Source organism: Pseudomonas kuykendallii (assembly GCF_900106975.1).
In the GTDB taxonomy this organism is placed as follows: domain Bacteria; phylum Pseudomonadota; class Gammaproteobacteria; order Pseudomonadales; family Pseudomonadaceae; genus Pseudomonas_O; species Pseudomonas_O kuykendallii.
In genome coordinates, this window is record NZ_FNNU01000006.1 from 217726 (window position 1) to 244650 (window position 26925).

22 protein-coding genes are annotated in these 26925 nt (G+C 66.5%); 17 read left to right on the forward strand and 5 right to left on the reverse strand.

The features are described 5' to 3' along the window. Nucleotides 1-325: 325 nt before the first annotated feature. Nucleotides 326-760 carry a hypothetical protein gene (locus BLV15_RS19125; protein ID WP_090231295.1) on the reverse strand — a complete coding sequence of 145 codons (435 nt, stop codon included), beginning with the start codon at nt 758-760 and terminating at the stop codon, nt 326-328. A gap of 84 nt (nt 761-844) precedes the next feature. On the opposite strand from BLV15_RS19125, the gene BLV15_RS19130 reads away from it, so the two are divergent. After that, nucleotides 845-1285, forward strand: coding sequence for a universal stress protein (locus BLV15_RS19130; protein WP_090231296.1), 441 nt, complete (start codon nt 845-847; stop codon nt 1283-1285). Between the two features lie 37 nt (nt 1286-1322). On the opposite strand, the gene BLV15_RS19135 is transcribed toward BLV15_RS19130, so the two are convergent. Both BLV15_RS19135 and BLV15_RS19140 read right to left on the reverse strand, forming a co-directional pair. Continuing rightward, nucleotides 1323-2039 (reverse strand): DUF6901 family protein, encoded by a 717-nt coding sequence (locus BLV15_RS19135; RefSeq protein ID WP_090231297.1) that lies wholly within the window; start codon nt 2037-2039, stop codon nt 1323-1325. 20 nt (nt 2040-2059) lie between these two features. Further along, nucleotides 2060-3961, reverse strand: coding sequence for an ATP-binding cassette domain-containing protein (locus tag BLV15_RS19140; protein ID WP_090231357.1), 1902 nt, complete (start codon nt 3959-3961; stop codon nt 2060-2062). A 158-nt stretch (nt 3962-4119) separates the two neighbouring features. Between BLV15_RS19140 and BLV15_RS19145 the strand changes: the two genes are divergently transcribed. Continuing rightward, nucleotides 4120-6048 carry a transglycosylase SLT domain-containing protein gene (locus BLV15_RS19145; protein ID WP_090231298.1) on the forward strand — a complete coding sequence of 643 codons (1929 nt, stop codon included), beginning with the start codon at nt 4120-4122 and terminating at the stop codon, nt 6046-6048. Nucleotides 6049-6095: 47 nt separating this feature from the next. Here the strand turns inward: BLV15_RS19145 and BLV15_RS19150 are convergent, their stop codons facing one another. Further along, nucleotides 6096-6899 carry an MOSC domain-containing protein gene (locus BLV15_RS19150; RefSeq protein ID WP_407072447.1) on the reverse strand — a complete coding sequence of 268 codons (804 nt, stop codon included), beginning with the start codon at nt 6897-6899 and terminating at the stop codon, nt 6096-6098. A gap of 128 nt (nt 6900-7027) precedes the next feature. Next, complete coding sequence (locus BLV15_RS19155) at nt 7028-7960, reverse strand: chemotaxis protein CheV (protein ID WP_090231300.1); 933 nt, start codon at nt 7958-7960, stop codon at nt 7028-7030. Nucleotides 7961-8303: 343 nt separating this feature from the next. On the opposite strand from BLV15_RS19155, the gene BLV15_RS19160 reads away from it, so the two are divergent. The 15 genes from BLV15_RS19160 (at nt 8304) to BLV15_RS19230 (ending at nt 26924) form a co-directional block, all read left to right on the forward strand. Continuing rightward, nucleotides 8304-9263 carry a methyl-accepting chemotaxis protein gene (locus tag BLV15_RS19160; RefSeq protein ID WP_139210759.1) on the forward strand — a complete coding sequence of 320 codons (960 nt, stop codon included), beginning with the start codon at nt 8304-8306 and terminating at the stop codon, nt 9261-9263. A gap of 24 nt (nt 9264-9287) precedes the next feature. Then, entirely contained in the window at nt 9288-9653 is a 366-nt protein-coding gene (locus BLV15_RS19165; protein WP_090231302.1) for a response regulator, read from the forward strand. A gap of 1 nt (nt 9654) precedes the next feature. Beyond that, nucleotides 9655-9972, forward strand: a complete 318-nt coding sequence (locus BLV15_RS19170) for an STAS domain-containing protein (RefSeq protein WP_090231303.1) — start codon at nt 9655-9657, stop codon at nt 9970-9972. 13 nt (nt 9973-9985) lie between these two features. Then, nucleotides 9986-12178, forward strand: coding sequence for a chemotaxis protein CheA (locus tag BLV15_RS19175; protein ID WP_090231304.1), 2193 nt, complete (start codon nt 9986-9988; stop codon nt 12176-12178). Between the two features lie 10 nt (nt 12179-12188). Next, nucleotides 12189-13832: a methyl-accepting chemotaxis protein gene (locus tag BLV15_RS19180; RefSeq protein ID WP_090231305.1), complete on the forward strand. Its 1644-nt coding sequence runs from the start codon at nt 12189-12191 to the stop codon at nt 13830-13832. A gap of 12 nt (nt 13833-13844) precedes the next feature. Beyond that, entirely contained in the window at nt 13845-14351 is a 507-nt protein-coding gene (locus BLV15_RS19185; RefSeq protein ID WP_090231306.1) for a chemotaxis protein CheW, read from the forward strand. Then, the gene (locus BLV15_RS19190; RefSeq protein WP_090231307.1) at nt 14351-15160 is read left to right on the forward strand and encodes a CheR family methyltransferase; all 810 of its coding nucleotides are present in this window, start codon (nt 14351-14353) and stop codon (nt 15158-15160) included. The genes BLV15_RS19185 and BLV15_RS19190 overlap by 1 nt, the downstream gene beginning before the upstream one ends. A gap of 21 nt (nt 15161-15181) precedes the next feature. Further along, nucleotides 15182-16294, forward strand: a complete 1113-nt coding sequence (locus BLV15_RS19195; protein ID WP_245728233.1) for a protein-glutamate methylesterase/protein-glutamine glutaminase — start codon at nt 15182-15184, stop codon at nt 16292-16294. A 283-nt stretch (nt 16295-16577) separates the two neighbouring features. Then, nucleotides 16578-18035, forward strand: coding sequence for a xanthine dehydrogenase small subunit (xdhA, locus tag BLV15_RS19200; protein WP_090231359.1), 1458 nt, complete (start codon nt 16578-16580; stop codon nt 18033-18035). Then, entirely contained in the window at nt 18028-20415 is a 2388-nt protein-coding gene (gene xdhB, locus BLV15_RS19205) for a xanthine dehydrogenase molybdopterin binding subunit (protein WP_090231308.1), read from the forward strand. Before xdhA ends, xdhB begins: the two co-directional genes overlap by 8 nt. Before the next feature lie 119 nt (nt 20416-20534). Continuing rightward, nucleotides 20535-21374, forward strand: coding sequence for a xanthine dehydrogenase accessory protein XdhC (xdhC, locus tag BLV15_RS19210; RefSeq protein WP_090231309.1), 840 nt, complete (start codon nt 20535-20537; stop codon nt 21372-21374). Nucleotides 21375-21465: 91 nt separating this feature from the next. Next, entirely contained in the window at nt 21466-22770 is a 1305-nt protein-coding gene (guaD, locus tag BLV15_RS19215) for a guanine deaminase (RefSeq protein WP_090231310.1), read from the forward strand. 59 nt (nt 22771-22829) lie between these two features. Further along, entirely contained in the window at nt 22830-23207 is a 378-nt protein-coding gene (locus tag BLV15_RS19220) for a DUF2946 domain-containing protein (RefSeq protein WP_090231311.1), read from the forward strand. Between the two features lie 97 nt (nt 23208-23304). Further along, entirely contained in the window at nt 23305-25452 is a 2148-nt protein-coding gene (locus BLV15_RS19225; RefSeq protein ID WP_090231312.1) for a TonB-dependent receptor, read from the forward strand. Between the two features lie 8 nt (nt 25453-25460). Further along, entirely contained in the window at nt 25461-26924 is a 1464-nt protein-coding gene (locus BLV15_RS19230; protein ID WP_090231313.1) for a PepSY domain-containing protein, read from the forward strand. Nucleotide 26925 lies beyond the last annotated feature (1 nt).

A 26925-nucleotide genomic window follows, 5' to 3' on the forward strand; every position in this document is an offset into this window, starting at 1 on the left:
AGTACACATCGGACACCGACACTGGATTTCCCGCGGCTTGGCCGTCGAGTGAAATCCGACACTGCTGGCACACCCTCCGACGCGATCTTCGGGTTGTTGTTCTAGAGCGCCGCAAGGCAAACGCTCAATTCATACGCCCGTTTGATTTGGGTAGCACACCTTCTCGGAAAAGCGTGTGCTTGTCAATTGGCTATCGGTTTGACCGCCGCCGCCAGACTTTTGCTGGGCGATAGCTCGCCGTGCGCCCTCCGGTAGAGTGGAACGCTGAGCGTAGAAGATCGGGGAAGAAGCCGCGCCCAGGTCGGCAGGAAGAAGAAATCAGCCGTCAGGCCAGAGCGCCCAGTACTGCCGCAAGCCTGTCCAGATCCTCGGCACCGCCGCGTTCTCCCCAGCAGATACCGATCATCTGCACACCCGCCTCGATGCGGTAGGCATCCGCGGGCAGGCTGGCGAACTGCGCGAGCAGTCGCTCGTCCTTGCAGGGCTCACGCCACTGGTTCAGCCATTCACCAGATGGGCTCTGCCAGTACGACCAGGTATCGCTGCGCCCGGGACGGCGGGCACGGTGATACTGTGCGCACGGATTCGGCGGCGTGCGTTCAAGCCAGTGCGGCCAGTCCTGCCGCGACAGGTTCATGGCGAGCCCGCGGCGCCGGGCAGCCAGGCGAACGTCCATCTGCCCGCGCTGACGGTGCGAAGGCAGCAGCCATACCAGCGGGCTGAGCAGCACGGCGAGCAGCAATATGATCCACAGCGTCACAAGCGACATCCTGATAAAAAAGCATGGCAAGGCGCCCGACAGCGGCATCTAATAAGAGACAAACATCCAAGGAGGAAACACCTCATGACGTACCAGCACATCCTGGTGGCCATCGATCTGGCCGACGAGTGTCATCCGGTCATGCGCCGCGCCCAGGCACTGGCGGCGAGCAGTGGAGCGCAGCTTTCCCTGGTGCACATCGTCGAACCCATGGCCATGGCGTTCGGCGGCGACGTACCGATGGACCTGTCGATGCTCCAGCAGCAGCAGTTCGATCAGGCCCGCGAGCGCCTGGACGGCTTCGCCAGCCGCTATCCGGAGCTCACCCCGGAGCATCGCCACCTCGCCTACGGCCAGCCACGTCAGGAGATCCACCGCCTCGCCGCCGAGCAGAAGTGCGACCTCATCGTGGTCGGTAGCCATGGCCGCCATGGCCTTGCGCTGCTGCTGGGCTCCACCGCCAACGATGTCCTGCATGGCGCGCCCTGCGACGTGCTGGCGGTCCGCCTGACCAAGGACCAGTGAGTTCCGCGCGGGCGAGCCTGCCTCGCCCGCCATCCTTTCAGTCGCCGCGCCGCGAGGTGAACGGCAACGCCTCGATGCCGTCTCCGGCACTCATCACCTGTGGACGAATCTTCTGCAACTGGGTCTCCAGCGAGTAGGTCATGCTCGACGCCATGGAGAAGAACGTCAGGAACGCCTTGAGGTTGGAGTCGCCCTCGCAGGTGTCATGGATACGCTGCCAGAACGCCTGGTTGACCAGCTGCAGCTGCTGGAACACCCGCACCAGCCCCTTGAGTTCCCAGTCCGCGTGGCGCCCTTCGCGCAGGTTGAAATACTGCCGCGTCAGGTACAACGAAACGGCGCGCAGGGCGAATTCCTGGTTGCTGGCGAAGGGCAGATGCTGCTGGGCCATCGGCTTGAGGCTGGCGAGGATCGGGCAGGCGCTGGTCGCCATGATCACTCCGAGCAGCGCACGCAGGCCCTCCTCCAGACCGACCAGCTTGCTGTACTCGCGCTCCGGCGTGCGTACCCAGACGTGCGCCTTGGTGAACGCCGGCAGGCCGTGGAAATCCTCGATCACCCGATGGATGTCGACCGCCGCCGGGCAATGGCTGAAGCGCTCGGGCTCCAGCGGGCAGTTGCTGCAACGTTCGTGAGCGAGGCGCGTCCACTTCGGCGCGGCGGCGGCACGCTCGTCGTCGTAGTCGCGATCGAGCTGAATCAGGTAACTGAACGAATGCTCATCATCCAGGCTGACGCGGTATTCGATGGCCATGCTGACTGCTTACTCCCGGCTCATTCTTCCAATTCGGCCCAGCGCTCGAGCAAGGTATCGAGTTCTGCCTGCAGGCTGTCGACCTGCGCCAGCACGTCGCGGGTTTCCTCCGCCGGGCGCTGGTAGAAGGCCGGATCGGCGATCTGTGCCTGCACTGCGGCGATGCGCTGCTCCACGGCGTCGATCTGGCCCGGCAGCGCCTCCAGCTCGCGCTGCAATTTATAGCTGAGCTTCTTCTTCGCCGGCGCGGGTGCGGCAGTTTCGACCGGTGCAGGGGCTTTCACCGGCTCGGCCTTCTCCGGACGGCTGTCACCGACCCCCAGCAGGCGCGGCGAACCGCCCTGGCGCAGCCAGTCGAGATAACCGCCGACGTACTCGCGCACCACGCCGTTGCCCTGGAACACCAGCGTGCTGGTGACCACGTTATCGAGAAAAGCCCGGTCATGGCTGACCATCAGCACCGTGCCCTTGAAGCTCAGCAGCACTTCCTCGAGCAGCTCGAGGGTTTCCACGTCGAGGTCGTTGGTCGGTTCGTCGAGCACCAGCAGGTTGGCCGGCTTGCTGAACAGCTTGGCCAACAGCAGCCGCGCGCGTTCGCCGCCGGACAGCGCCTTGACCGGCGTGCGGGCCCGCTGCGGGCTGAACAGGAAGTCGCCGAGGTAACTCAGCACGTGACGGTTCTGCCCGTCGATCTCGATGAAATCGCGCCCTTCGGCGAGGTTGTCGATCACCGTCTTTTCCAGCTCCAGCGCATGACGCAACTGGTCGAAATAGGCGACTTCCAGCTTGGTGCCGATGGACACCTTGCCGCTGGTGGGTTGCAGGTCGCCCAGCAGCAGCTTGAGCAGCGTGGTCTTGCCGGTGCCGTTGGCGCCGAGCAGGCCGATGCGGTCGCCGCGTTGCAGGGCCATGGAAAAATCGTCGATCAGCTTCGGGCCGCCGGGATGGGCGAAGCTGACGTGCTCGACGACGATCACCTGTTTGCCGGACTTGTCCGCGGTTTCCACCTGGAAACTCGCCTTGCCCTGGCGTTCGCGACGCTCGCGGCGCTCGTTGCGCATTTCCTTGAGGGCGCGCACGCGGCCTTCGTTGCGCGTACGGCGGGCCTTGATGCCCTGGCGAATCCAGACTTCCTCCTGGGCGAGCTTCTTGTCGAACAGCGCGTTGGCGGTCTCTTCGGCCGCCAGTTGCTGCTCCTTGTGCACCAGGAAGGAGGCGTAGTCGCCGTTCCAGTCGATCAGGTGGCCGCGGTCCAGCTCGAGGATGCGCGTGGCCAGGTTCTGCAGGAATGAGCGGTCGTGGGTGATGAACAGCACCGCGCCCGGGAAGCCCATCAACGCCTCTTCCAGCCAGGCGATGGCGCCGATGTCGAGGTGGTTGGTGGGCTCGTCGAGCAGCAGCAGGTCCGGCTCGGCGACCAGCGCCTGGGCCAGCAGCACGCGTCGCCGCCAGCCGCCGGAAAGCTCGGCGAGGGTCTTGTCGGCCGGCAGTTGCAGGCGGCTGAGGGTGCTGTCGACCAGTTGCTGCAGGCGCCAGCCGTCGCGGGCCTCGAGGTCCTGCTGGACATGCATGAGCTTGTCCAGGTCGTCCTGGTCGTTGATGTTCTGGCTCAGGTGGTGGTACTGCGCGAGCAACTCGCCGACACCGGCCAGGCCCTCGGCGACCACGTCGAACACGGTCCGCTCGTCGGCCCGTGGCAGTTCCTGCGGCAGCTCGCCGATCTTCAGGCCCGGCGCGCGCCAGACATCGCCATCATCGACCGACTGCTCGCCCTTGATCACCCGCAGCATGCTCGACTTGCCGGTGCCGTTACGGCCGATGATGCAGACCCGCTCGCCGCGCGCGATCTGCCAGGAAACCTGGTCCAGCAGCGGCGTGGTGCCATAGGCGAGAGAGACATCGGAGAGCTTGAGCAGGGTCATGACGATCTTCTTCAAAAACGGGCCGCGCATGATATCAGCAGCACACCCTGCCAGGCGCTCCCACCGGCGAAGTTATTCCCTTCATCGGCTGTTACAGCCCCGCGTTTAACTGCCTGGCGCATCAGGCTAAGCTAGGCCCTTTTCTGCCCGGAAGTGTCATGCGCGGTCGTCTGTTCAGTCTTTTGTCCTGTTTGCTCCTCACTGCCACCACGCTCGACGTCGCACAGGCCGCCTCGCTCCCCGAGCAACGGCAAATGTACGACCAGGCGAAGGCCGCCCTGGCGAAGGGCGACAGCGCTCCCTACCAGCGCTACGCCGGCGCGCTGAAGGATTACCCGCTGGAACCCTATCTGGCCTACGACGAACTCACCGCGCGCCTGAAATGGGCCAGCAACGAGGAAATCGAGCGGTTCCTCGACCAACACGGCGACCTGCCCCAGGCCAACTGGATGAAGCTGCGCTGGTTGCGCTGGCTGGCCGAGCGTGGCGACTGGAAGACCTTCGTCGCCCATTACGACAGGTCGATGAACTTCACCGAGCTGGACTGCCTGAACGGCCAGTACCAGCTCGCCCACGGCCTGACCGCCGAAGGCTATGCGACCGCCGAGAAGCTCTGGCTGGTGGGAAAATCCCAGCCGGCCGCCTGCGATGTGCTGTTCGACCAATGGGCCGCCGCCGGCCAGCTCACCGAGGCCAAGCGCTGGCAGCGCACCAAGCTGGCGGCCGAGGCGCGCAACTACGGGCTCGCCAGCCACCTGGCGAAAACCCTGCCGACCCTGCAGAACCAGGCGCAATTGCTGATCGATGTGTCGCAGAAGCCGCAGATGCTCACCCAGACCGGCCGCTTCGTTCCGGCCGACGAGGCCATGGGCGATGTCGTCGGCCTCGGCCTGCGCCGGCTGGCGCGCCAGGACCCGGAAAAGGCCCTCGCCCTGCTCGACGGCTACGCCCGGCAGATGGCCTTCTCCAAGGAAGAGAAGGTTTCCATCGCCCGCGAGATCGGCCTGACCCTGGCGAAGAGCTTCGACCCCCGCGCCCTCGGCGTGATGACCCAGTACGACCCCGACCTGCGCGACCCGACCGTCGCCGAGTGGCGCCTGCGCCTGCTGCTGCGCCTGGGCCGCTGGGACGAGGCCTACCAGCTGACCCGCCGGTTGCCCAAGGAACTCGCCGAGACCAACCGCTGGCGCTACTGGCAGGCACGCAGCCTGCAACTGGCGCAGCCGCAGAGCGCGTTGCTGCAGGCGTTGTACAAGCCGGTGGCGGCCGAGCGCGACTTCTACGGCTTCCTCGCCGCCGACCGCATCCAGGCGCCGTACAAGCTGAACAACAAACCGCTGCCGCTCGATCCGAAGCTGGTGAAGAAAGTGCAGAACACCCCCGGCATTCGCCGTGCGCTGGAGTTCTACGCGCGCGGCCAGGTGGTGGATGCGCGGCGCGAGTGGTACCACGTCAGCCGCCACTTCAATCAGGCGGAGATGGTCGCCCAGGCAAAAATCGCCTACGACATGCAGTGGTATTTCCCGGCGATCCGCACCATCAGCCAGGCCCAGTACTGGGACGACCTGGATATCCGCTTCCCGATGGCCTACCGCGCCGATCTGGTGCAGCAGGCCAACGCCCGCGGCATCCATTCCAGCTGGGTGTTCGCCATCACCCGCCAGGAGAGCGCCTTCATGGCCGACGCGCGTTCGGGTGTCGGCGCCATGGGCCTGATGCAGCTGATGCCGGCCACCGCCAAGGAAACCGCGCGCAAGTTCGGCATTCCGCTGAGCAACCCGAACAACGTGCTGCAGCCCGCGACCAACATCCAGCTCGGCGCCGCCTACCTGAGCCAGGTGCACGCGCAGTTCAACGGCAACCGGGTGCTGGCTTCCGCCGCCTATAACGCCGGCGCCGGCCGCGTGCGCCAATGGCTACGCGGTGCCAATCACCTGGCGTTCGATGTCTGGGTGGAGAGCATTCCGTTCGACGAGACCCGCCAGTACGTGCAGAACGTACTGACCTACGCGGTGATCTACGGCCAGAAGCTCAACGCGCCGCAGCCGTTGGTGGACTGGCACGAGCGCTTCTTCGACGACCAGTGATGCCGGTCTGAAAGGCGCGGCGGACCCGCTCCGCTGCGCCAAGGGCCTTACTCCAGCAGTTCCAGCGGCATGCCGACTTCCAGCACGCCACGGCCGTCGCAGATCAGGTTCTGCCCGAAGTACACCTCGCCATCGCGCTCGCGATAGGTTTTCAGCGTGGTCAGCGGCTCCCGGTCGGCGCTGCGTTCGCCGCTGCGCGGATCGAGGGTGGTCATGATGCAGCGCGAGCAGCCCTTGGCCACGCGGAAATCCAGGCCGCCGATGCGGATGCGCTTCCAGCCATCCTCGGCGTAGGCCGCGCTGCCATCGACCACCAGGTTGGGCCGGAAACGCAGCATCTCCAGCGGCCGGCCGACACGCGTGGAAAGGTCTTCCAGCGATGCCTGCCCAATCAGCAGCAGGGGAAATCCGTCGGCGAACGCCACCCTGTCCTGCGTCGCGCCGGAGCCGGCGTTTACCTGGCGGGCGCGTTCGACCGGCAGGTAGACCAGGCGGCAGGCACGCCCGAGCAACTGGCTGAGCCAGGCCGCGGCCTCGTCGCCGGCATCCGGCACGCGCAAGCTGTCGCTCCAGACGGTGACGCCGCGCAGCTCGGCATCGGCGGCCGGCACCGCCACCTGAATCTCGCCGAGGCCCGGCGCGCTCAAGGTCAATGCGTCGTCCGCGGCATAGCGCGCCAGCAGCTGGGTCATCTGCGGCAATAGGCGCTGGGTGAGGAAGCGCCCGTTGCTCGCGTCCACCACCAGCCAGCGGCGGTCGCCGTGCAGCCCGAGGCTGTCCACGGGCGACACCGACAAGGCTTCGCCGATGGCGGATTTCAGCGGGAAACGATAGAGCGCGGAGAGGTGCATGGGCGGCATCCTGGGCGACGTAAAAAAGGCCGTCGAGGATAACCCGTGAAGCGCCGCCGCGGCAGCTGCATCGCGTCAGGCGCGGGCGGCTTCCGGCCCACGCGAAAAGGCGATGCGAACGCCCGTGGTCAGGCCGGGCCGTCCAGCAGCAGGCGTTCGCGGATCACGTCGACCAGTTTGTCGGGCTGGAACTTGGAGAGGAAGTTGTCGCAGCCGACCTTCTTCACCATGGCTTCGTTGAAGCTGCCGGACAGCGAAGTGTGCAGCACCACATAGAGGTCCTTCAGGCGCGGGTCGGTGCGGATTTCCGTGGTCAGGCGATAGCCATCCATCTCCGGCATCTCCGCGTCGGTGAAGACCATCAGCAGCTTGTCGGTCATCACCAGGCCTTCGTCGGCCCACTTCTTCAGCGTTTGCAGGCCCTTGAGGCCGTCGCTCGCGGTGTGCAGCTTGAGGCCGAGTTGCGACAGGGTTTCCTTGAGCTGCGAGAGCGCCACGTTGGAGTCGTCCACCAGCAGCACTTCGCGACCGCGGGCACGCTCGAAGATCGGATCGGCCAGGCGGTCGCCGGAGACCTTGGCGCTGTAAGGGACGATCTCGGCGAGGACCTTTTCCACATCGATGATCTCGACCAGCTGATCATCGGTCTTGGTGATCGCCGTCAGGTAGTGCTGGCGCCCCGCTCCGCCGGGCGGCGGCAGGATCGACTCCCAGTTGAGGTTGAGGATGCGTTCGACGCCGCCGACCAGGAAGGCCTGCACCGAGCGGTTGTACTCGGTGACGATGATGGTGCTCTTCTCGTTCGGCACCAGCGGGCGCATGCCGATCGCCTGAGACAGGTCGATCACCGGCAGGGTCTGCCCGCGCAGGTTGATCACCCCGCAGACACAGCGGTGGCGCTGCGGCATCAGCGTCAGGCGTGGCAGTTGCAGCACTTCCTGCACCTTGAACACGTTGATCGCGAAGAGCTGCCGCCCCGCCAGGCGGAACATGAGGATTTCCAGGCGGTTCTCGCCCACCAACTGCGTGCGTTGATCCACTGAATCGAGGATGCCGGCCATGATGCGCTCCTGAAAAGGGTTGCCTGGTAGTGCTAGCCCGTGGGCCTTGGTTCATCGGTTATCGGCCGGGCTGGCCGGTTCTGAACGTAGCGGTTTGCCATCATGCCTGCGGTGCCCTGTCTAAGCCACAGCGGATCACCCCTAGGCGACATAGGGGATTCCCTGATTTCGCCGGTGACGATGGCTGTCTATCGTTCGAGCCTGACAACGCCAACCGGGAATCGCCCTCTTGCTCGCCTATCTCACCCTCTGGATCGGACTCGCCATCAGCCTCGCCGGCCTGCTGCTCTCACCGTGGATCAGCGTAGCCGGTAGCGTACTGGTGGCAATAGCCGCCTGGCCGATGCGTCCGCGCCAGCCGAAGGTGCAGGAGCAGTTCGCCGCACCGGTCGTCGAGCCCGAGCGCGTCGATGTGGAGCCCTTGCTGAATGCCGTGCTGCCCGCCTGGGAGCAGAACCTCGGCCAGGTACGCAGCCTGCTGCAGACCAACATTGACCAGTTGTTCGGACGCTTCTCCGGCCTCACCCAGCGCCTCGACCAGACCCTGTCCAGCTCCGACGAAGTGATCGGCGGTGGTGGTGTCACCAACAGCCTGCGCCAGGCGCATGCCCGTCTCGACCAGGTGGTGGAAGCCTTCCACGGCGCCAACGGGCGCAAGCGCGAATTGCTTGGCACCATCGGCCATTTGAACGCCTATGCCAGCGAATTGCAGGCGATGTCCAAGCGCGTGCAGGACATCGCCAGCCAGACCAACCTGCTGGCGCTCAACGCCGCCATCGAGGCCGCCCGCGCCGGCGAATACGGCCGCGGCTTCTCGGTGGTCGCCGACGAAGTGCGCAAGCTCTCCACCCTCTCCGCCGAAACCGGCCAGCGCATGGTCGAGAAAGTCGGCGAGATCAACCAGGCGATCCGCTCCACGGTGACCGCCGCCGACGAACTCTCGAGCAGCGAAGAGGCGAACCTGCGCTACCTCGACGAAGTGGCCGGCGAGGTCATGCAGGGCCTGAGCGCCAACCTGCAGGAACTCACCCTCACCTCGGACCAGCTGCAGCAGGACGCGCGCATGGTCCAGGGCGACATCCGCGAAATCATCGTCGGCCTGCAGTTCCAGGACCGCTCGGACCAGATGCTCGATCACCTGCAGCTCGACCTGCAGCGCCTGCTGCAGGCGCTGCGCGACCAGGATGGCAGCCTCGCGCAGCCGCAGCGCTGGCTCGACGAGCTGCGCCAGCAGTTCACCACCGACGAAGAGCGCCACGGCGCAAAGAGCCGCGCGACGCAAAACGACGTCACCTTTTTCTGACCGCTTCCGCCAGGTAACCACCCAATGGCCAAGACCATCCTCATCGTCGACGACTCTCTCTCCATGCGCCAATTGGTGAAGATGACCCTGTCCGGGGCCGGGCACACCGTGATCGAGGCCGTGGATGGACGCGACGCGCTGACCAAGCTCGACGGGCGCAAGATCAACCTGATCATCAGCGACGTGAACATGCCCAACCTCGACGGCATCGGCCTGGTGAAGGCAGTCAAGGCGCTCGGCGACTACCGCTTCACCCCGATCGTGATGCTCACCACCGAGAGCGAGCAGAACAAGAAAGCCGAAGGCCAGGCCGCCGGGGCCAAGGCCTGGATCGTCAAACCCTTCCAGCCGCAGCAACTGCTCGCGGCCGTCGACAAGCTGGTCGGCTGAGATGTTCCAGCTCACGGCGGACCTCGACAGCCAGCCGGCGTGCCTGCACATGAGCGGCGCGCTGACCATCTACGAAGTGCGCGACGCCCACGCCGCGCTGCTCGACGTGCTGCTCCGGCAGCCGCCACGCGACTGGCAGCTGGACCTCGCCGGGCTGGAGGAAGTCGACAGCGCCGGCGTGCAGTTGCTGCTCGCGGTGCAACGCCATCAACAGCGCGCCAACGTCGGCCTGAGCCTGTGCAACCCGGCCGAAAGCGTCATCGAGCTGTTCCAGCTGCTGCGCCTGCAGTCGCTCTACCCCGCCGTCGTGGCGAGCTGATCCGGAGACGACGATGCTCAACGAGAACCAGTGGAGCCAACTGCTGCAGGGATTCATCGAAGAGGGCCGCGACCTGATCAAGCAGGCCGAGGAATACCTGCTGCTGCTCGACGACACACCCCACGACGAAGAGGCGATCAACGGCCTGTTCCGCGCCATGCACACCCTCAAGGGCTCGGCCGGGCTGTTCTCGCTGACGCCGATCACGCACTTCACCCATCACCTGGAAAGCCTGCTGATGGAGGTCCGCGATGGCCTGCGCACGCTCAGCCCGGCGGCGATTTCGGTGATGTTGCGCTGCCTCGACGAAATCGCCTCCATGGTCGAGCTGATCGACGTCTCCAACGGCACCCTCGACGTGGACGACGCGCACCAGGCGCAACTGCTGGCGGCACTCGCCGAGCACGGCGGCCAGGTGCCAGCGGTCGGCGCCAGCGCCGAACCGGCGGCCGAGTCGGGCGCCCCGCGCGAAGGCAACTGGCACATTTCCCTGCGTTTCCATGCCGATCTGCTGCGCAACGGTTTCGATCTCGCCTCCTTCGTTCGCTACCTCTCGCGGCTGGGCGAAATCCGCTTTCTCGAGGTCATCGACGATGCCCTGCCGGAACTTGCCGAGCTGGACCCGGAGAGCTGCCACCTCGGCCTGGAAATCGACCTGCAGACCCAGGCGAGCAAGGCCGAGATCGAGGAAGTCTTCGAGTTCATCCTGGATTTCTGCACCCTGCGCATCCTCCCGCCGGACAGCGCGCTGAGCGATTACCTCGCGCTGATCCAGGCGCTTCCGGAAACCGACGAGCGTGTCGGCCAGATCCTCGTCGCTAGCGGCCTGCTCACCGAGCACGAGCTGGCCGAGAGCCTCTCCGCCCAGGCGCACGTCGCCGACGGCGCGCCCAAGCAGGCACTCGGTGAACTGCTCGTGGAAAGCGGCCGCGTGGCGCCGCAGGTGGTGGATGCCGCGCTGGCCAAGCAGCAGTCGTCGCGCGAGCGCAAGGCCAGCGAAAGCAGCCAGATTCGCGTCGCCGCCAACAAGCTCGACGAGCTGATCAACCTGGTCGGCGAACTGGTGATCAGCGCCGCCGGCGCGCAACTGCACGCCCAGGCCCAAGGCAATGCGATCTGCATCGAGAGCACCCAGGTGGTCAACCAGCACGTCGAGCAGATCCGTGAAGCGGCGCTGAAGCTGCGCATGATCGAGATCGGCGACACCTTCAACCGCTTCCACCGGGTGGTCCGCGACGTCAGCCAGAAGTTGGGCAAGGACATCCACTTGGACATCCACGGCGCCGACACCGAACTGGACAAGTCAGTGATCGACAAGCTCGCCGACCCGCTCACCCACCTGGTGCGCAACGCCATCGATCACGGCATCGAACCCGCCGAGGAACGCGCCGCCGCCGGCAAGCCGGCGCAGGGGAACCTGCGCCTGAACGCCTACCACGAGTCGGGGATGATCGTCATCGAGATCTCCGACGACGGCCACGGCCTGAACACCGAGCGTATCCGCGAGAAGGCCATCGCCCGCGGGGTGATCGAGGAACAGAGCAACCTCGACGAACACGCCATCCACATGCTGATCTTCGCCGCCGGCTTCTCCACCGCCGACGCCGTTTCCGACCTTTCCGGGCGTGGCGTCGGGATGGACGTGGTGCGCAGTGCCATTGATGCCCTGCGCGGCAGCGTCGAGATCGACTCCACGCGCGGCGTCGGCTGCACCTTCCGCATCCGCCTGCCGCTGACCCTGGCGATCATCGACGGCTTCCTGGTCAACCTCGGCGAAGAGTTCTTCGTGGTGCCGCTGGACATGGTCACCGAATGCCTGGAACTCGACGACGTCCAGCTGGCCGGCTGCAAATACGGTTACCTGAACCTGCGCGGCAAGCCGCTGCCGTGCATCGACCTGGGCGCGCATTTCGAGCTTCCGGCCAGCAACAGCAAGCGGCGCAACATCGTCGTCGTCAACTTCGGCCGGCAACAGGCCGGCCTGGTGGTCGACAACCTGCACGGTGAGCTGCAGACCGTGATCAAGCCTCTCGGGCTGCTGTTCCAGCACCTGCAAGGCATCAGCGGCTCGACGATCCTGGGCTCCGGGCAGATCGCCCTGATCCTCGACATCGCCAGCCTGTTCCGCCAGCTGCAGCAGAACGTCGACAGCAATCCGGGCGAACTCCGCTCGACCAAGCCTCACCAAGACTCCCTCGGCTCCTAGGAGAACCACCATGAATTTCATCCGCAACATGAAGATCGGCGTACGCCTGATCGCCGGCTTTACCCTGGTGGTGATCCTGACCGCTCTGGTCGGCGCCCTGGGCATAGTCAACCTGGGCAAGGTCAACGAGCTCTCGGACCAGATGTACACCCGGGAAATGGCGGCGCTGAACCACATGCAGAACGCCAACCTCGCGCTGGTCTACGCCGGCCGCCACCTGCGCAGCAGCCTGCTCGCGACCTCCGTAGAGGAGCGCGACGCGACCATGGCGCAGGTTCAGGAAGCGTTCAAGAACCTGCACGAGAACCTCGACAAGGCGCAATCGAGCTTCACCAGCGACGAGAGCCGGGCAAAACTCGAAGCTCTGGTCTCGCAGTTGACGTCCTACGAGAAAACCGCCCGGCAGATGCTGCAACTGAACAAGGATTCCGGGCGCATCAACGAAAACACGGAGTTCAGCGCACTCATGCCGCAGCTGCGTGCCGAGGGCAACGCCGCGGACCGCATCCTCGGTGAACTGGTGGAGGTGAAGAAGGCCCGAGCCGGTGAAGCGAACGATGCGATCACCACCATCTATTTCGACTCGCGCACGCAAATGATCGCCCTGGTCATCATCGCCTCGCTGGTCGGCTTCGGCATCGGCATGCTCGTCACCCGCAGCATCACCCGCCCGCTGAACCGCGCCGTCAGCGCCTCCAACTCGCTGGCCGAGGGCGATCTGAACGTCGACATCCAGGTCGACAGCAAGGACGAGACCGGCGCCCTGCTCGCCTCCATGCAGAACATGGCCGAACGCCTGCGCGCGGTGATGAGCGATGTGCGCAGCGCCGCCGACTCGCTGTCCTCGGCTTCCGAGGAAGTCAGCGCCACCTCGCAGTCGCTGAGCCAGGCCGCCACCGAACAGGCCGCCAGCGTCGAGGAAACCGGCGCCTCGGTGGAGCAGATGTCCGCCTCCATCGCGCAGAACACGGAGAGCGCGAAGATCACCGACGGCATCGCCGGCAAGGCCGCGAACGATGCGGTCGAGGGCGGCCGCGCCGTGCGCGACATGGTCCTGGCAATGAAGCAGATCGCCGACAAGATCGGCATCATCGACGACATCGCCTACCAGACCAACCTGCTGGCGCTGAACGCCGCCATCGAGGCCGCGCGTGCCGGCGACCATGGCAAGGGCTTCGCCGTGGTGGCCGCCGAAGTGCGCAAGCTGGCCGAACGCAGCCAGGTCGCCGCGCAGGAAATCGGTGGCGTGGCGAGCAACAGCGTGAGCCTGGCCGAGCAGGCCGGCGTGCTGCTCGACCAGATCGTGCCGAACATCCAGAAGACTTCCGACCTGGTCCAGGAGATCACCGCGGCCTCGCAGGAGCAGAGCAGCGGCGCGGCGCAGATCAACATCGCCATGAGCCAGATGAACCAGATCACCCAGCAGAACGCCTCGGCCTCCGAGGAACTGGCGGCCACCTCCGAGGAAATGAACGCCCAGGCCAGCCAGTTGCTGGAGCTGATAGGCTACTTCCGCCTGGAAGAAAAGCCGACCGCGCCCGCCCGCCGCAACGAGCCGCCGAAGAACGTGCGCGAACTGCGTCGTCCGCAGCGTGTCGAGCACAAGGTCGCCCGCTTGCAGAATGATGACGGCCATTTCGTCAGCTTCAACTGACAGGAGCCCCGCATGAATCCGTCGATCCTCGCCCACGAGAGCCCGCAGGGCGCCGTGCAGCACCTCTCGTTCCGCGTGCGCCAGGCGCGCTACGCGCTGCCCATCGAGCTGGTCAGGGAGATCATCGAGTACGGCCAGATCACCACCGTACCGATGATGCCCGGCTTCATTCACGGCGTGATCAACCTGCGCGGCAACGTGGTGCCGGTGCTCGACCTGGCCGCGCGCTTCGGCTTCGAGCGCACCGAAGCGGGCAACCGCACCTGCATCGTGATCATCGAGCTGAACCTGGACGACGCCCAGCAGAACATCGGCCTGGTCGTCGATGCGGTGGACGCCGTGCTCGACATCGAACCCGGCGACGTCGAGCAGGCGCCGGCGTTCGGCGCCGGCATCCGCACCGACTTCATCGCCGGCATGGCACGGGACGAGCGAGGCTTCACCATCGTCCTCGACGTGCGCCGGGTGCTGTCGCTGGACGACATCCTGCAACTCGCGCTGGCGCAGCAGGCCGGCTGATGCCTACCCGTAACCTGCCCAAGCTCAGCGACCAGGATTTCCGCCACCTCCAGCAGATGATGCTGGAGGCGTCGGGCATCCGCATGGCCGAGCAGAAGCGCACGCTGATGGCCGGGCGGCTGATGTGCCGCCTGCGCGCGCGCAGCCTGAGCAGTTACGGCGACTACCTGAAAGTCCTGGAAAACCCGGTGGAAAAGGACGAGCGGCGACTGGTCGTCGATCTGCTGACCACCAACGAAACCTACTTCTTCCGCGAGCCGCAGCACTTCGACGTGCTCGGCGAGTGGGTCGGCCGCCAGCGCCGCCCGCTGCACCTGTGGTCGGCCGCCAGCTCCTCGGGCGAGGAAGCCTTCAGCATGGCCATGTGCGTTGCCGAGAATGCCCGCACGCAGGACTGGTCGATCTTCGCCAGCGACCTCAGCCGCCGCGTGCTGGAGCGGGCGCGCTCGGCCACCTACTCCATGGAACAGGCGCAGCAGTTTCCCGCCGGCTGGCTCAAGCGCCATTGCCTGCGCGGCATAGAAGAAAGCGACGGGCTGTTTCGCATCGGCCAGCCGCTGCGTCACCGGGTGACGTTCGCCGAGGTCAACCTGTCGCGCCCGCTGCCACAGGGCGTCGGGCCGTTCGACGTGATCTTCCTGCGCAACGTACTCATCTACTTCACCGCCAACGAGAAGCTCGCCATGGTCGCGCGACTTCTGGAGCGCCTGCGCCCCGGCGGCCTTTTGTTCATCGGCCACGCTGAAAGCCTGCACGGTTTCGACTTGCCCGTGCGCAATGTGAGGCCTTCGGTCTTCGAGCGCCTCTGACACCTTTCAAGGAATGCACCGATGATGGTCGCGAAGATCGATACCGGTAAAAAAATAAAAGTCTTTCTGATCGACGACTCGGCGCTGGTTCGCCAGGTGCTCACCGCCTGCCTGGAAAGCCACCCCAACATTCAGGTGATCGGCCAGGCGTCCGACCCGCTGTTCGCCCTGGAAAAAATGCAGAAGGACTGGCCCGACGTGCTGGTGCTCGACGTCGAGATGCCGCGCATGGACGGCATCACCTTCCTGCGCAAGATCATGGCCGAGCGGCCGACGCCGTCGATCATCTGCTCGACGCTCACCGAGGACGGCGCCGCGATCACCCTCGACGCTCTCGCCGCGGGCGCCGTTGGCGTATTCACCAAGGCCAAGCTGGGCCTGAAGGTGAGCCTGCAGCAGATTTCCGGCGAGCTGATCAAGCAGATCGAACTGGCCGCGCGCAGCCATCCCCACGCCATGCCGCGCAAGCCGCCGCCCCGGGAAGCCACGCCGGACACACTGGCCGATGCCGGGCATCAGGCCGCCAGGGCATTGCTCACCACCACCGACCGCGTGGTCGCGCTGGGCACCTCGACCGGAGGAACCCAGGCGCTGGAAGTGTTGCTACGGCAATTGCCGGTGGATTGCCCGGGCATCGTCATCGTCCAGCACATGCCGGAGAAATTCACCGCCGCCTTCGCCCAGCGCCTCGACAGCGTCTGCAAGATCGAGGTGCGCGAGGCCAAGCACATGGACCGTGTGCGGCCCGGCCTGGCGCTGGTGGCGCCGGGCGGGCTGCACATGCAGATCAAGCGCAGTGGCGCGCAGTACTTTGTCGAGGTCTTCGACGGCCCGCCGGTCAACCGCCACAAGCCTTCGGTGGACGTGCTGTTCCGCTCGGTCGCACGCCACGCCGGGCAGAACGCCATCGGCGTGATCATGACCGGCATGGGTGACGATGGCGCCCGCGGGCTGCTGGCCATGCGCGAGGCCGGCTCGCGCACCGTGGCCCAGGACGAAGCCAGTTGCGTGGTCTTCGGCATGCCCAAGGAAGCGCTGCGCCTGGGCGCGGCGCAGAGCAGCGAGTCGCTGGCCAACCTGCCGCGGGTGATCGTCCAGTACGGCCGCAGCGCCAGCGCGACCGCCGAAGCCTGACGCCCCGCATCGGCGCAGCGCGCACCACAAATCGTCACGACCGGCCAGCGGCTGGCTGCGCGCGTGGCCGCCGCCCCACGGCATGAGGCGGCCGGATCGCCCGGCCATCGTCACGGGCATTTGGCACAGAATCCGCTATGAATTCAGGGTTCCGCTCCGTGAACAGACACTGTCACGGGATTTTTTCTGACTTTGAAGTCAATTTTTATTGACCTGCAAGTCAAGCGACTCTAGATTCCACGCGTGCAAAACATGCCTGAAAAGAACCTTGCCGGAGGTCGATTTGATCCAGTTTCTGCTCAACCGTGAGCTGCGTAGCGAGCATGACCTCGACCCCAACCTCACCGTGCTGCGCTACCTGCGCGAACGCGTTGGCAAACCCGGCACCAAGGAAGGCTGCGCCTCTGGCGACTGCGGCGCCTGTACCGTGGTGGTCGGCGAGCTGACCCGTACCGATGGCGTCGAGCGCATCCGCTATCGCACCCTGAATTCCTGCCTGACCTTCGTCTCCGCGCTGCACGGCAAGCAGCTGATCGCGGTCGAGGACTTGAAGCACCAGGGCCAGTTGCACAGCGTGCAGCAGGCGATGGTCGACCACCACGGCTCGCAATGCGGGTTCTGCACGCCGGGCTTCGTCATGAGCCTGTTCGCCCTGCAGAAGAACCAGGCCGACAAAGGCCACGACGCGCACCGGGTGCACGAAGCGCTGGCTGGCAACCTGTGCCGCTGCACCGGCTACCGGCCGATCCTCGATGCCGCCGAGCAGAGTTGTTGCCAGGCGCAGCCAGACCAGTTCGACGCCGCCGAAGCCGATACCATCGCCCGCCTCAAGGCCATCGCCCCGCAGGGCACCGCCGAGCTGAGCGACGGCAGCAAGCGCTGCCTGCTGCCGCTGACCGTCGCCGACCTGGCCGACCTGTACCTCGCCAATCCGCAGGCGCGCCTGCTCGCCGGCGGCACCGACCTGACGCTGGAAGTCACCCAGTTCCACCGCGACCTGCCGGTGATGATCTACGTCGGCCATGTCGAGGAGATGAAGCGCGTCGAGGTGTTCGACGAGCGCATCGAGATCGGCGCCGCCACCGCGCTCACCGATTGCTTCGAGGTGCTGAACCGCGAGTACGCCGATTTCGGCGAGCTGCTGCAGCGCTTCGCCTCGCTGCAGATCCGCAACCAGGGCACCCTGGGCGGCAACATCGGCAACGCCTCGCCGATCGGCGACGCCCCGCCGCTCTTGATCGCCCTCGGCGCGCGCATCGTCCTGCGCAAGGGCGCGGCGAGCCGCGAGCTGGCGCTGGAGGATTACTTCATCGACTACAAGATCACCGCTCGCGAGGACGGCGAGTTCATCGAGAAGATCATCGTCCCGCGCGCGACGGCCGGGCAGCAGTTCCGTGCCTACAAGGTGTCGAAACGACTGGACGACGACATTTCCGCGGTCTGCGCCGCCTTCGCCCTGCGCCTCGACGGCGGTCTGGTGCGCGAGGCGCGCATCGCCTTCGGAGGCATGGCGGCGATTCCCAGGCGCGCCGCCGCCTGCGAGCGCATGCTGAACGGCGCCACCTGGGACGCCGACACGGTCGAGCGCGCCTGCGTCGCGCTGGCCGAGGACTTCACCCCGCTCAGCGACTTCCGCGCCAGCCGCGAGTATCGCCTGCTGGTCGCCCAGAACCTGCTGCGCAAGTGCTTCGCCGAGCAGCAGCGCCCCGCCACCGAAACGCGAGTCACCGCTTATGCATAAGCCGACCAAAAGCCAGGAGGAACTGGCCGAACTGTTCCGCGCCGAGCTGACCACCGGTGTCGGTCGCAGCCTCAAGCACGAGAGCGCTGACAAGCACGTATCCGGCGAGGCGGTGTACATCGACGACCGCCTGGAGTTTCCCAACCAGCTGCACGTCTACGCGCGGCTTTCCGACCGCGCCCACGCGCGCATCCTGAAGATCGACACCGCGCCCTGCTACGCGATTCCCGGGGTGGCCATCGCCATCACCAGCAAGGACGTCCCCGGCCAGCTGGACATCGGTCCGGTACTGCCGGGCGATCCGTTGCTGGCCGAGGACATCGTCCAGTACGTCGGGCAGATCGTCGTCGCGGTGGCGGCCGACAGCCTGGAAACCGCACGCAAGGCGGCGATGGCGGCGATCATCGAGTATGAAGACCTGGAGCCGGTGCTGGATGTGGTCGAGGCGCTGCGCAACAAGCACTTCGTCCTCGACAGCCACCAGCACAAGCGCGGTGACTCAGCCGCCGCGCTGGCCAGCGCGCCGCACCGGCTGCAGGGCAGCCTGCACATCGGCGGCCAGGAGCACTTCTACCTGGAGACGCAGATTTCCTCGGTGATGCCCGCCGAAGATGGCGGGATGATCGTCTACACCTCGACGCAGAACCCCACCGAAGTGCAGAAGCTGGTGGCCGAGGTGCTCGGCGTGCCGATGCACAAGATCGTCATCGACATGCGCCGCATGGGCGGCGGCTTCGGCGGCAAGGAAACCCAGGCGGCGGCGCCGGCGTGCCTCTGCGCGGTGATCGCGCGGCTCACCGGGCGGCCGACCAAGATGCGCCTGCCGCGCGTCGACGACATGCAGATCACCGGCAAGCGCCACCCGTTCTACGTCGAATACGACGTCGGCTTCGACGACGATGGCCTGCTGCACGGCATCCGCATCGAGCTGGCCGGCAACTGCGGCTATTCGCCAGACCTCTCCGGGGCGATCGTCGACCGCGCCATGTTCCATGCCGACAACGCCTATTACCTGGGCGATGCCGAGATCAACGGCCACCGCTGCAAGACCAACCTGGCCTCGAACACCGCCTACCGTGGCTTCGGTGGCCCGCAGGGAATGGTCGCCATCGAGGAAATCATGGACGCCGTCGCGCGCCGGCTGGGCAAGGACCCGCTGGCCGTGCGCAAGCTCAACTACTACGGCAAGGACGAGCGCAACGTCACCCATTACTACCAGACGGTCGAACACAACCTGATGGCGGAAATGACCGCCGAGCTGGAAGCCAGCGCCGACTACGCCGAACGCCGCGAGGCGATCCGCGCCTTCAACGCGCAGAGCCCGTACCTGAAGAAGGGCCTGGCGCTGACCCCGGTGAAGTTCGGCATCAGCTTCACCTCCAGCTTTCTCAACCAGGGCGGCGCGCTGGTGCATGTCTACACCGACGGCAGCATCCACCTGAACCACGGCGGCACCGAGATGGGCCAGGGCCTGAACACCAAGGTCGCGCAGGTGGTGGCCGAAGTCTTTCAGGTCGACATCTCGCGCATCCAGATCACCGCCACCAACACCGACAAGGTGCCGAACACCTCGCCGACGGCCGCGTCCAGCGGCGCCGACCTGAACGGCAAGGCCGCGCAGAACGCCGCCGAGACGATCAAGCAGCGCCTGGTGGAGTTCGCCTCGCGGCACTTCGGCATCGGTCCGGAGGAAGTCGAGTTCCGCAATGGCCAGGTGCGTGCCCGCGAGCGCTACCTGTCGTTCGAGGAACTGATCCAGCTCGCCTACTTCGGCCAGGTGTCGCTGTCGTCCACCGGTTTCTATCGCACGCCGAAGATCTATTACGACCGCAGCCTGGCGCGCGGTCGGCCGTTCTACTACTTCGCCTACGGCGCCGCCTGCACCGAGGTGATCGTCGATACCCTGACCGGCGAGTACAAGATGCTCCGCGCCGACATCCTCCACGATGTCGGCGACTCGCTGAACCCGGCCATCGACATCGGCCAGGTGGAAGGCGCCTTCGTCCAGGGCATGGGCTGGCTGACCACCGAGGAGCTGGTGTGGAATGCCAAGGGCAAGCTGATGACCAGCGGCCCGGCGAGCTACAAGATTCCCGCCGTCGCCGACATGCCGCTGGACATGCGTGTGAAGCTGGTGGAGAACCGCAAGAACCCCGAGCAGACCGTGTTCCATTCCAAGGCCGTCGGCGAGCCGCCGTTCATGCTCGGCATTTCCGCCTGGTGCGCGATCAAGGATGCCGTGGCGAGTCTCGGCGACTACCGCGTGCAGCCCCGGATCGACGCCCCTGCCACCCCGGAGCGCGTGCTCTGGGGCGTGGAACAGATGCGCACGCTCAAGCAGCAGGCGGTCGCCGAGCCGCAGGCGACGGTCGTGGCGTGATGCAACACACGGTGGGCTGAAGCCCACCCTACCGGCGGATACGGCGCCCGAGGTCAACGCAGGGTGGGCTTCAGCCCACCAAAGCCCGCCCAAAAGCGGCAGTCGACGAGGTTAAGGACATGAGCAACACCGGCTGGATCAACGCCCTTGCCGACCTGCAGCAGCAGGGCGAGCCGTGCGTGCTGGTGACCATCATCGAGGAGCGTGGCTCGACGCCGCGCAACGCCGGCTCGAAGATGGTCGTCACCCGCGAGCGAACCTTCGAGACCATCGGCGGCGGGCATCTGGAATTCAAGGCCATGGAAATGGCCCGCGAGATGCTCGCGGCGCGCAGCCAGGACACCCGCCTGGAGCGCTTTTCCCTCGGCGCCAGCCTCGGCCAGTGCTGCGGCGGCGCCACCGTGCTGCTGTTCGAGCCGATGGGCCAACCCCAGGCGCAGATCGCCGTGTTCGGCGCCGGCCACGTCGGTCGCGCGCTGGTCCCGCTGCTCGCCGGGCTGCCGTGCAAGGTGCGCTGGATCGACTCGCGCGAGGCCGAGTTTCCGCCCGCGATTCCCGACGGCGTTGTCCGGGTGCTCGACGACGACGTGGTCGACCAGGTCGCGGCGATGCCCGCCGGCAGCTACTTCATCGTCATGACCCATGACCACCAACTCGACCTTGAGCTAACTGCGGCCATCCTCAAACGCGGTGATTTTGCCTACTTCGGCTTGATTGGCTCGAAGACCAAGCGCGTCAGGTTCGAGCATCGCCTGCGCGAGCGCGGCCTGAGCAGCGACCTGCTGCAACGCATGCGCTGCCCGATGGGCATCGCCGAGGTGAAAGGCAAACTGCCGGTGGAGATCGCCATTTCCATCGCCGGCGAAGTGATCGCTACCTACAACGCAGGTTTTGGCCAGAGTGTGAAAAAAGGCGAGTCCGGCGTGGCGAAGCTACTGCCTGCCTCACGCCGCTTCTGAGTCAATGCCCGTGTAGGGTGCGCCGCGCGCACCACTGCCCCACCCCATTTTTCGGTGCGCACAGCGCACCCTACGCATGAGACCTCGCATCATGAGCCACACCACCCAGGCCTACCGCGCCGCCATCCTCCACAGCCTGGCCGATCCCTCGAAGGTCGGCGTCGAGCAGTCATACGAGTATTTCGAGGACGGCCTGCTGGTCGTCGAGGAAGGCCAGGTGCTCGCGTGCGGCCCGGCCGAAGAATTACTGGTGCGCTTCAGCGGCGTCACGGTAACTGAGTACCCGGACGCGCTGATCACGCCGGGCTTCATCGACACCCACATCCACTTCCCGCAGGTCGGCGTGATCGGCTCCTACGGCACGCAGTTGCTGGAGTGGCTGAATACCTACACCTTTCCCGCCGAAGGCCGTTTCGCCGATGCCGAGGTGGCCGCCGAGAATGCCGAGGTGTTCCTCGGTGAGCTGCTGCGCAACGGCACCACCACCGCGCTGGTGTTCGGCAGCGTTCACAAGCAGTCGGTGGACGCCTTCTTCGAGGCCGCCCTGGCGCGCAACCTGCGGATGATCGCCGGCAAGGTGCTGATGGACCGCAACGCGCCGGACTTCCTGCAGGACACCCCGGAATCCGGCTACGCCGACAGCAAGGCGCTGATCGAGCGCTGGCACGGCAAGGGCCGCCTGAGCTACGCGGTGACGCCGCGCTTCGCGCCCACCAGCAGCTCCGAGCAACTGGCGCTGGCCGGCAAGCTGTTCGGCGAGTACCCGGGCCTGTACATGCACACCCACCTCTCCGAGAACCTCAAGGAGATCGACTGGGTGAAGGCGCTGTTCCCCGAGCGCAAGAACTACCTGGACGTCTACGACCACCACGGGCTGATCGGCCCGCGCGCGGTGTTCGCCCACGGCGTGCACCTGTGCGACGACGAGTGCGCACGGCTCGGCGAAACCGGCTCGGCGGTGGCCTTCTGCCCGACCTCCAACCTGTTCATCGGCAGCGGCCTGTTCGACCTGCCGAGGGTGGAAGGCCATGGCGTGCGCGTCGGCCTCGGCACCGATGTCGGCGGCGGCACCAGCTTCTCCCAGCTGACCACCCTGAGCGAGGCGTACAAGGTGCTGCAGTTGCGCGGCGAATCGCTGAACCCGTTCAAGTCGCTGTACCTGGCAACTCTCGGGGGCGCCCGCTCGCTGTACCTCGACGACAAGATCGGCAACTTCGCGGCCGGCAAGGAGGCCGACTTCGTGGTGCTCGACTACAAGGCCACGCCGCTGCTGGAGTTCCGCCTGAAGCAGGCGAAGACCTTCGCCGAGAAACTCTTCGCGCTGATCACCCTGGGCGACGACCGCGCGGTGAAGGAAACCTTCGCCGCCGGCCGCTCGCTGCACCGTCGCGACTAAGGCGACCGCCGCACGTCGGGTGTTTGCCCGGCGGCGCGACGCTGTTAGAGTCGCGGCCCATGAAGATCGCCCGCCAAGACCGCTCACTGATTGCCTGGATGCTGCTCGCCTGCGTCCTGCTCAATCTGTTCGCCTGCGGCCTGCATCACGGGCAGATGAGCGCGCTCAGCCTCAGCGGCCTGGAAGGCGGCTTCTGCTCGGCGGAGAGCGCCGACCACGGCAGCCATGCGCCCTCCTCCGACGGCAAGTCCACACTTCCGTCGATGAACGCCTGCCCGCTGTGCTCCTCGGCTTCCGTTGCCGTGGCGATCAACAGCAACGGCTGGCTCGTGCAGGCGCTCGCCGCGCCGGGCATCGCCCCGCTGCTGGCGCTGACCTTCGCCCAACCGCCACCGCGCTACCTCTGGCCTTCGATAAACCCCCGCGCTTCGCCCTGACGCTTCCATCGTCCTGAACACTCCACGCCCTTCCCGGCAGGCGCCTGCGCGCACGGTCCACGGGAGAGCGACCGTCCTCGCATGGAAGTCATCCACGATGAAAGATTTCAGCCTCCCGCTGGCGCTGCTCGCCGGCTTCTGCACCCCCGCGTTTGCCGACCATCCGCCCCTCACCCTGCCCGGCGCCAGCGTCAGCGCCGAGCAGGAAGAGAACACCGGCCTGCAACTCGACGACACGGCGGACACCGGCTCGCGCCTGGGCCTGACCCTGCGCGAGAACCCGGCCTCGGTCAGCGTTGCCGATCGCGCACGCATCGAACGCCTCGGCGCGCGCGATTTCCAGGAGGTCGCCAACGCGCTGCCCGGCGTGAACGCCTCGGCGCCGCCCGGCTGGGGCGGCTACGTCGCCTACCGCGGCTTCAACGGTGCACAGGTCAACCAGCTGTTCAACGGCATCAGCCTGCAATACGGCTCGGCCAATCGCCCGGTGAACGCCTGGATCTACGACCGCGTCGAGCTGATCGGCGGGCCTTCCTCGTTCGCCCACGGCAGCGGCTCGGTGGGTGGCACGCTGAACTACGTGACCAAGCTGGCGAGCCGCGAGGAAAGCGCCGGCGAGGCGCGCATCAGCTACGCCCGCTTCGACACCCAGCAGACCGCCATCGGCTACAACCAGGCGCTCAACAAAGGCCCCGGCCCGCGCCATTACGCACGGGTGGATTTCAGCCGCGACGCCAGCAACGGCTACATCGACCGCCAGGAGCGCGTCGCGGACAACCTGGCGTTCTCGCTGCTCAGCGACCTCACGCCCGATCTCTCGCACACCCTGGCCATCGAATATCTGGAAGAGCAGGAGGACAGCCCGTACTGGGGCACGCCGACGCTCAACCCGAAAGCCGGCGAACTGAAGATCGACCGGCACGAACGCTTCGCCAACTACAACGTCGAGGACGGCCGCTACGAGCAGCGCACCCGCTGGCTGCGCTCGATCACCGACTACCGCCTCGACGAGCAGACCTCGCTGCGCAACACCTTCTACCACTACGAAGGCCAGCGCGATTACCGCAACCTCGAGGTGTATGCCTACAACGCCGACAACTCGGCGATCAACCGCTCCGGCGGCTACCGGCAGCGCCACGACCAGGAGCTCAACGGCAACCGCTTCGAGCTGCTGCGCCAGGCGCATCTGTTCGGTCTCGCCAGCGACTGGGCGCTGGGGGCGGACTACAGCGTCAACCAGCAATCGGTGTATCCGCACTCGGGCGGCGCCTTCGACAGCGTCGCACCGGGCGACTTCGACCCCGGCCATTTCGATGACGTCCCCGGCATGAGCGCAGCCGCGCGCAAATCCCGCAGCAACGAGATCGAGACCCGTTCGGCCTTCGTCGAGAACCGCCAGGAACTCGGCGAACGCCTGTCGCTGGTCACCGCGCTGCGTTACGACCACATCGACTTCAGCGTGACCGACCACCTCAATGCCGTGCAGGTGGATCGCCGCTGGGACGCCATCACCGGACGCGCCGGACTGGTCTTCGACCTCAGCGACAACGCCAGTTTCTACGTGCAATACAGCACCTCGGCCGAGCCGCCGGGCGGCACGCTGACCGGCGCCAGCGCCACCCAGGTGCGCGACTTCGATCTCAGCACCGGGCGCCAGGTCGAGGTCGGCAGCAAGCTGGACTTCCTCGACGGTCGTGCCTCCGCCACGGTCGCCGCCTACCGCATCGTGCGCAAGGATTTCCCGGTCACCGACCCGAACAACGCCAACGCGACCATTCAGGCCGGCCAGCAGACCTCCGACGGCGTCGAGCTGGCGGGCTCATTCAAGGTCACCGAGCGCCTGCTGGCAGAGGCGAACTTCGCCTGGGTCGATGCGCGCTACGACGACTTCAACGAGGTCGCCGGCGGCGTTCCGGTGTCGCGCAAGGGCAAGACGCCGGTGAACATCCCCGAGCGCGTCGGCAACCTCTGGCTGACCTACGACTTCGGCCCGAGCTGGCAGGGCGGCGTCGACGCACGCTACGTGGCCTCGGTCTACGCGAACAACGCCAACACCATGTGGGTGCCCTCCTACACGCTGTTCGGCGCCTTCGTGAAGTACCGCGTGGACGAGCGCACCGACCTCACCGCGCGACTGCGCAACCTCACCGACGAGGTCTACGCGCGCTTCATCCACCAGAGCAACAGCCAGTACTACGTGGGCGAACCACGCAGCCTGGAGCTGTCGCTGAACACGCGCTTCTGAGGCCGCCGATGAAGCGCTACTTCTATCTGTGGCACCGCTGGCTGGGTATCGGCCTGTGTCTGCTGATGGCGCTGTGGTTCGTCTCCGGCATGGTGATGCTCTACGTCGGCTACCCGAAGCTGACGCCCGCCGAACACCTGACGCACCTGCCGGAGCTGCCCGCGCGCGACTGCTGCATCGACCTGGCGCAGGTGTTCGCCGCCAGCGGCCGCGACGACGCTCCGCAAAGCCTGCGCCTGAGCAGCGCCGAGGGGCGCCCGCGCTACCTGCTCGGCTATGCCGACGGCAGCGGCGTGACGCTGGACGCCCTCGACGGCAGGCGTATCGAGGCGGTCGACGAAGCCGGCGCGCTGGCCAGCGCGCGGCAGTTCGATCCCCGCGCCACGGCGCATTACCTCGGCCTGGTCGACGAGGACGCCTGGACCCACAGCCGCGCGCTGGACGGCGATCGTCCGCTGCACCGGGTGCAACTGGACGATGCCGAGGGTCGCCAGCTGTACATCTCCAGCCACAGCGGCGCGGTGGTGCGCGATGCCACCCGCACCGAACGCGCCTGGAACTGGATCGGTGCCTGGCTGCACTGGCTGTATCCGCTGCGCGGGCCCTGGTGGTCGAACCTGGTGATCTACTCGGCGCTCGCCGCCACCGCGATGGCGTTGCTCGGTCAGGTAGTCGGCGTGCTGCGCTGGCGTTTCTCGCGCCCTTATCGCAGCGGCTCGCGCTCGCCCTATCGCGGCGGCTTCGCGCGCTGGCACCACGTCGGCGGGTTGCTGTTCGGCGGCGTGGTGATCGCCTGGATCTTCAGCGGGCTGACGTCGATGCGCCCCTGGCACCTGCTGGATAGCCAATCCACGCTGACGGCGTCGGCCTACCAGGGCGGCGCCCTGCGTGCCGAGTCATTCCCACTGCCGGTGCGCGAGGCACTGGCGCGCTTTCGCCAGGCGGGCCTGCACCCGCGCGAACTGGAATGGCGAATGGTCGGCGGCGAAGGCGTCCTGCAGGCGCTGGAGGGCAACGGCAACAGCCGCGTGCTTGCGATGGACGACGCGAACGAGCCGCTGCGGCGCCTGCCGGAAAGCACCCTGCGCCGCGCCGTTCAGGCGATGGCGGCGGGCACGGCGTTCGAGGTCGAGGAGCTGACGGCCTACGACTTCTACTACTTCGCCCGTGCCGAGCAGAGCATGAACGGCGGCCTGCAACGACCCCTTCCAGTACTGCGCGCGCGCATCGACGATGCCGCCGGCACCTGGCTGCACATCGACCCACGCAGCGGCGCGCTGTTGGAGCAGTTGGACGAACGCCGTCGCCTGGCGCGCTGGCTGTTCAACCTCCTGCACAGCTGGGACTGGCAGCCGCTGTTGCAGCGCCCGCTGCTGCGCGACCTGCTGATGCTCGCCTTCAGCCTCGGCGGGCTGGTGGTCAGCGTGAGCGGCGTGGTGCTCGGTTGGCGACGGTTGCGACGCGCGCGTTGAG

Bases quoted from the DNA above. Each gene is read 5' to 3' on its own strand.
- BLV15_RS19130 (WP_090231296.1), top strand. From the start codon at position 845: ATGACGTACCAGCACATCCTGGTGGCCATCGATCTGGCCGACGAGTGT.
- BLV15_RS19180 (WP_090231305.1), top strand. From the start codon at position 12,189: ATGAATTTCATCCGCAACATGAAGATCGGCGTACGCCTGATCGCCGGC.
- xdhC (WP_090231309.1), top strand. From the start codon at position 20,535: ATGAGCAACACCGGCTGGATCAACGCCCTTGCCGACCTGCAGCAGCAG.
- BLV15_RS19165 (WP_090231302.1), top strand. From the start codon at position 9,288: ATGGCCAAGACCATCCTCATCGTCGACGACTCTCTCTCCATGCGCCAA.
- BLV15_RS19155 (WP_090231300.1), bottom strand. From the start codon at position 7,960: ATGGCCGGCATCCTCGATTCAGTGGATCAACGCACGCAGTTGGTGGGC.
- BLV15_RS19150 (WP_407072447.1), bottom strand. From the start codon at position 6,899: ATGCACCTCTCCGCGCTCTATCGTTTCCCGCTGAAATCCGCCATCGGC.
- xdhB (WP_090231308.1), top strand. From the start codon at position 18,028: ATGCATAAGCCGACCAAAAGCCAGGAGGAACTGGCCGAACTGTTCCGC.
- BLV15_RS19185 (WP_090231306.1), top strand. From the start codon at position 13,845: ATGAATCCGTCGATCCTCGCCCACGAGAGCCCGCAGGGCGCCGTGCAG.
- BLV15_RS19135 (WP_090231297.1), bottom strand. From the start codon at position 2,039: ATGGCCATCGAATACCGCGTCAGCCTGGATGATGAGCATTCGTTCAGT.
- BLV15_RS19145 (WP_090231298.1), top strand. From the start codon at position 4,120: ATGCGCGGTCGTCTGTTCAGTCTTTTGTCCTGTTTGCTCCTCACTGCC.
- BLV15_RS19190 (WP_090231307.1), top strand. From the start codon at position 14,351: ATGCCTACCCGTAACCTGCCCAAGCTCAGCGACCAGGATTTCCGCCAC.
- BLV15_RS19220 (WP_090231311.1), top strand. From the start codon at position 22,830: ATGAAGATCGCCCGCCAAGACCGCTCACTGATTGCCTGGATGCTGCTC.
- guaD (WP_090231310.1), top strand. From the start codon at position 21,466: ATGAGCCACACCACCCAGGCCTACCGCGCCGCCATCCTCCACAGCCTG.
- BLV15_RS19230 (WP_090231313.1), top strand. From the start codon at position 25,461: ATGAAGCGCTACTTCTATCTGTGGCACCGCTGGCTGGGTATCGGCCTG.
- BLV15_RS19225 (WP_090231312.1), top strand. From the start codon at position 23,305: ATGAAAGATTTCAGCCTCCCGCTGGCGCTGCTCGCCGGCTTCTGCACC.
- BLV15_RS19170 (WP_090231303.1), top strand. From the start codon at position 9,655: ATGTTCCAGCTCACGGCGGACCTCGACAGCCAGCCGGCGTGCCTGCAC.
- BLV15_RS19195 (WP_245728233.1), top strand. From the start codon at position 15,182: ATGATGGTCGCGAAGATCGATACCGGTAAAAAAATAAAAGTCTTTCTG.
- BLV15_RS19140 (WP_090231357.1), bottom strand. From the start codon at position 3,961: ATGACCCTGCTCAAGCTCTCCGATGTCTCTCTCGCCTATGGCACCACG.
- BLV15_RS19175 (WP_090231304.1), top strand. From the start codon at position 9,986: ATGCTCAACGAGAACCAGTGGAGCCAACTGCTGCAGGGATTCATCGAA.
- BLV15_RS19160 (WP_139210759.1), top strand. From the start codon at position 8,304: ATGCGTCCGCGCCAGCCGAAGGTGCAGGAGCAGTTCGCCGCACCGGTC.